This window comes from Ketobacter sp., assembly GCF_003671495.1.
Taxonomy (GTDB): domain Bacteria; phylum Pseudomonadota; class Gammaproteobacteria; order Pseudomonadales; family Ketobacteraceae; genus Ketobacter.
Genome location: NZ_RCHN01000025.1, coordinates 1 through 5272 on the forward strand (window position 1 = coordinate 1; position 5272 = coordinate 5272).

Annotated in this window: 7 protein-coding genes; all 7 read right to left on the reverse strand. The window is 53.9% G+C overall.

Translation table 11 applies throughout. The features are described from left to right. Positions 1–154: 154 nt before the first annotated feature. Positions 155–514, reverse strand: a complete 360-nt coding sequence (locus tag D9N14_RS13560; RefSeq protein ID WP_290580557.1) for a MerR family transcriptional regulator — start codon at positions 512–514, stop codon at positions 155–157. Then, positions 492–797, reverse strand: a complete 306-nt coding sequence (gene ihfA, locus D9N14_RS13565) for an integration host factor subunit alpha (RefSeq protein ID WP_101892866.1) — start codon at positions 795–797, stop codon at positions 492–494. The genes D9N14_RS13560 and ihfA overlap by 23 nt, the downstream gene beginning before the upstream one ends. A gap of 2 nt (positions 798–799) precedes the next feature. After that, positions 800–3178 carry a phenylalanine--tRNA ligase subunit beta gene (gene pheT, locus D9N14_RS13570; RefSeq protein WP_290580558.1) on the reverse strand — a complete coding sequence of 793 codons (2379 nt, stop codon included), beginning with the start codon at positions 3176–3178 and terminating at the stop codon, positions 800–802. Between the two features lie 52 nt (positions 3179–3230). Next, a complete protein-coding gene (gene pheS, locus D9N14_RS13575; RefSeq protein WP_290580559.1) occupies positions 3231–4247 on the reverse strand; it encodes a phenylalanine--tRNA ligase subunit alpha in 1017 nt (338 codons plus the stop codon). Between the two features lie 107 nt (positions 4248–4354). Further along, positions 4355–4714, reverse strand: coding sequence for a 50S ribosomal protein L20 (rplT, locus tag D9N14_RS13580; protein ID WP_290580560.1), 360 nt, complete (start codon positions 4712–4714; stop codon positions 4355–4357). Between the two features lie 29 nt (positions 4715–4743). After that, on the reverse strand, positions 4744–4938 hold the full coding sequence (rpmI, locus tag D9N14_RS13585) for a 50S ribosomal protein L35 (RefSeq protein WP_290580562.1): 195 nt from the start codon (positions 4936–4938) through the stop codon (positions 4744–4746). A gap of 57 nt (positions 4939–4995) precedes the next feature. After that, on the reverse strand, positions 4996–5272 hold a 277-nt coding region (gene infC / locus D9N14_RS13590; RefSeq protein WP_290580564.1), incomplete at its 5' end, for a translation initiation factor IF-3.

Genomic DNA, 5272 nt, shown 5'->3' on the forward strand with positions numbered 1-5272 from the left:
CTTCGACCCCCACAACCCCATTGTGGTGCGCTACCAGGCTGCGCTACGCCCCGATTCTTTTCTCTTTCAAAGGGTTAGAGCTGCGCCCTACCCTCAGGGAGGACGCAAATAATACAGGATTCGGGGTAATTATCAAATGGTTTTTTAGCGCTGTTCAGTGATCTTTGAGGACCAGCAATACTTCTTCCAGCTCCGCGATCATTTGGCGGATCAGCTGCGAGGATTTGGTAACGTCTTCCTGGGCATCGTCGCCAGTCAACTTCAACCGGGCACCGCCGATGGTGTAACCCTGATCGTACAACAGACTGCGAATCTGGCGAATCATGATCACATCCTGACGCTGATAATAGCGACGGTTACCACGCCGTTTGACGGGTTTTAACTGGGTAAATTCCTGCTCCCAATAACGTAAAACATGCGGTTTCACATCACAGAGTTCGCTCACTTCCCCAATCGTAAAATAACGTTTCCCCGGTATCGCTGGCAGTTCGTTATTGTTGCTTGGTTCCAGCATAGGCTTCCACTCGTTGCTTCAACTTCTGGCCAGGGCGAAAGGTCACGACTCGACGAGCGGAAATGGGAATTTCTTCACCGGTTTTCGGGTTTCTGCCTGGACGCTCCCGCTTGTTTCGCAAATCAAAGTTGCCAAACCCGGAGAGCTTTACATGCTCGTTTGACTCAAGCGAGGATCGAATTTCTTCGAAAAACAGTTCCACCATTTCCTTGGCTTCCCGCTTGTTCAACCCAAGTTCTTCAAATAGCTTTTCAGCTAAATCAGCCTTGGTTAACGCACCCATCCTTATTCCCTCAATGTGACATTGAACGTTTCTTTCAAGGACACAACCACTCGATCCACAATCGGATTGATGTCGTCATCCTGTAAGGTCCGAGCCGAGTCCTGCAGGGTTATGCCAAAGGCGATGCTCTTTTTACCCGCCTCCAGGTTTGCTCCCTGATAGACATCGAACAGCACGAGGTTGGTCAAAAGAGAACCAGCTGTTTCGCGCACATTTTTCAGTATAGCCGCTGCTGAAATCTTTTCATCAACTATTACTGCAAAATCGCGCCTAACTTCCGGATATTTCGACAATTCTTTGAACTCCGGCAAGCTTCTGCGGCGGATCTCAGGCAAAACTAATTCAAATAGGTAGACTTTTTGACTGATATCCAGAGATTTCTGCACGCTGGGATGCAGAGCCCCCACATAGCCCACGGTCTTTCCATTCCGCTTCACCTCGGCCGTTTGCCCCGGGTGCAGGGCCTTGTGTTCTCCAGGCTCGAACGTGTATTCACTGGCCCCGCCGGTCAGAGACAGCAATGCCTCCACATCCCCTTTGATGTCATAGAAATCCACTGGCCGTACTTTCCCGAACCAACTCTCCTGAGCCGCTCCGCCGAAGATCAATCCGCCCAGGTGATCCACCTGCTGCAACTCATCGCCTTCCTTGATGAAATTCAAACCGGTCTCAAACAGACGCAGACGCTCCTGCTGGCGATTCAGGTTATAGGTGGCGGTCTTCAACAAGCCGGCCCACAGCGTGGTCCGCATTTCAGACATATCCGCAGAAATGGGGTTCGCCAATGCAACAGAAGGTTGATCCGGTGTCAGCAGTTCGATGTATTTCTTATCCACAAAGCTGTACGTAATCACTTCCTGATATTCGCGATCCACCAACACCTGCTTGATGCGGGAGACCGGCAACAGTGCCTCTTCCCGCTTCGGAGACAGCCCCTCCAAAATGGGTAACGTGGTGGGCAGATTGTTATAGCCGTGAATACGCCCCAACTCTTCGATCAGGTCCACTTCCAGACGAATATCGTAACGATAGCTGGGAGGTACGATGTGCCAACCCTGCTCCGTTTTCACCATGTCCATACCCAGGCGGCCGAGGATGTTCTCAACCTCAATCTCAGCAATGTCACACCCAAGAATGCGCTTGATTCGATCCCGACGCAGCTGGATGGATGGCAGATGCGGCAGGTTCTCTGCGCTCAGCACTTCGATCACCGGGCCGGCATTACCGCCGACTATCTCCAGCAGCAACGCCGTGGCCCGCTCCATGGCATGGTGCTGCAATTCGAAATCCACGCCACGCTCAAAACGGTGTGAGGAATCGGTGTGCAAACCGTAGCTGCGGGCCTTGCCGGCGATGGCGATGGGATCAAAAAAGGCGCTTTCCAGGAACAGGTCCCGGGTTTCGCCGCTCACGCCGGAATGCTCACCCCCCATAACGCCGGCCATGGCCAGCGGTCCGGATTGATCGGCGATCAGCAGAGTGTCCGGGCTCAGCTTGATTTCCTGACCATCCAACAGGGTGAGCTGCTCCCCCTCAGCGGCCAAGCGCACACAAATACCGCCTTGCAATGTGTTGAGGTCGAACGCATGCATGGGCTGCCCCAACTCCAACAGAACATAGTTGGTCACATCCACCACGGGATCAATACTGCGAATTCCGCTGCGACGCAAACGCTCCACCATCCAGATGGGTGTGGGCCGGCTGAGGTCCACACCGCGCACAACACGACCGACGTAGCGCGGACACTGGGACTTGGCTTCCACAGTAACCGGAAAGGTATCGGAGATGGTTTGCCTGACGTCCGCCTGGGCACACTGGGTAACGTCCATTCCGTTCAAGACGCCCACCTCACGGGCCAACCCGGCAATCCCCAGGCAATCCCCCCGGTTGGGGGTCAGATCCACTTCAATGGCGGCATCATCCAGAACAAGGTAGGCGCGAATGTCGGCACCCACCGGCGCATCGGACGGCAATTCCATCAGGCCATCGGACGCTTCCGCCATACCCAGTTCCTGTTCGGCACAGAGCATACCGAAGGATTCCACACCCCGCAGTTTGGCCCGTTTGATTTTGAAGTCTCCCGGCAGAACCGCGCCGATTTTGGCACAGGGCACCTTGATTCCCGGCCGGGCATTGGCCGCGCCACACACAATCTGTAACGGCTCAGCCTCACCCGCGTCCACCTTGCAAACCTGCAGCTTGCTGGCATCCGGGTGCGGTTCTGCACTGATGATTTCTGCCACCACCACGCCGTTGAAAGCCCCGGCCACCTGGTCGACGCTGTCCACTTCCAGACCTGCCATGGTGATCTGTGCCACCAGCTCATCGGTGGTTAGTTTCGGGCTGACCCATTCACGAAGCCATTTTTCACTGAAGCGCATGTCCTGTTCCTCTAAATTCTGTATTGATATTCGTTATGACGTTCGGTGTTGATTACTGAAATTGCCGCAGGAATTTCAGGTCGTTTTCAAAGAACAGACGCAAGTCATTTACGCCATAACGCAGCATGGTGAGACGCTCCACTCCCATGCCGAAGGCAAAACCGGTGTACTTTTCTGAGTCCACATTGACGTGTTCAAACACTTTGGGGTGCACCATACCGCAACCCAGAATTTCCAGCCAACCAGTGTGGCTGCACACGCGGCAACCGTGGCCATCACACATCACGCACTGGATGTCCATTTCGGCGCTGGGCTCGGTGAACGGGAAGTAGGACGGACGAAAGCGAACGTCCAGATCCTTTTCGAAAAAGTCGCGCAGGAATTCCGCCAAAATGCCCTTCAGATCGGCAAAGGTGATATCGGTATCCACCAACAACCCCTCCACCTGATGGAACATGGGGGTATGAGTCAGATCCGAATCACAGCGATACACACGGCCTGGACAGATAATGCGATAAGGAGCAGCCGAGCTTTCCATGGTACGCACCTGGACCGGCGAGGTGTGGGTGCGCAACAACGTGGTGGCGTCGAAATAAAACGTATCGTGCATGGCCCGGGCGGGATGGTGACCGGGAATATTCAAGGCTTCGAAGTTATGGAAATCGTCTTCGATTTCGGGCCCCTCCACCACCTGGAACCCCATGGTGGAGAAGAAGGATTCAATGCGTTCCAGGGTGCGGCTCACCGGATGCAACCCACCTACAACGCCGCTGCGCCCCGCCAGGGTGACGTCGATGGCTTCGCTGGTAAGCTGCTGCTGCAATGCCTGCTGCTCCAGCAACGCCTGCCGCGTTTTGATGGCATCCTGCACCTGCTCTTTCACCGAATTGATCTCTGCACCAGCAGCCTTACGGGCTTCCGGCTCCAGCTTGCCCAGCGTTTTCAGCTGCCCTGTGATTTCACCCTTTTTGCCCAGGTATTGAACCCGAACCTGGTCCAGGCCCGCCACTGAGTCGGCTTGCGCTACTGCAGCCAATGCGTGTTCAAGAAGTGTTTGCAGGTTATCCATGGTGATTCCGCTTTGAATTCGATAAACAAAAAGGGGAAGAGCCTGAGCCCTTCCCCTATTCTATGCTTGATTTGTCACCTGATTGTGACGGCGACAGATCGCGACGCTTAGTTGGAAAGACTGGCCTTCGCCTTCTCTGCCAACGCTGCAAAAGTCGCTTGATCGTGCACTGCGATGTCAGCCAGGATCTTACGATCCACTTCGACAGACGCTTTTTTCAGACCGTTGATGAAACGGCTGTAAGACAGGCCGTTCATACGGGCAGCTGCGTTGATACGGGTGATCCACAGCTGACGGAACTGACGCTTACGCTGACGACGGTCGCGATACGCATATTGACCGGCCTTGGTTACGGCTTGCTTGGCTACGCGCAGAACGCGTGAACGGGCACCGTAATAACCTTTGGCCTGTTTCAGAATCTTCTTGTGACGGCGAGATGCGGTAACACCGCGTTTTACTCTAGGCATTGTTTAAACCTCCAAATTCCTAACCGGCCTTACACGTAAGGCATCATGCGTGCAACCAAAGCCACATCGGACTTGTGCACCATGGTCTTGGGTCGCAACTGACGAATCCGCTTGGAATTCTTCTTGGTCAGAATGTGACGTTTGAAGGCTTGTTTACGCTTGAAACCGTTGGCGGTTTTTTTAAAACGCTTGGCAGCCCCACGGTTTGTTTTCATCTTAGGCATATATCGCTCCGCATTGTTTTCACAATGTTTAAAGTTTAATGAGTAAACCGGAATGGTTTACTTTTTCTTTTTCGGTGCAATCACCATCGTCATCTGACGGCCTTCCATTTTCGGCACTTGCTCAACAGCACCCAGTTCGTCGAGATCGGTTTCGATGCGTTTCATCATCTCCATTCCCAACTCCTGGTGAGCCATCTCACGACCGCGGAAGCGCAGAGTGATTTTGGTTTTGTCACCATCTTCGAGGAACCGCTTCAGGTTGCGAAGTTTGACCTGGTAGTCCCCCTCTTCAGTTCCCGGGCGAATCTTGATTTCCTTCACCTGGGTCTGTTTC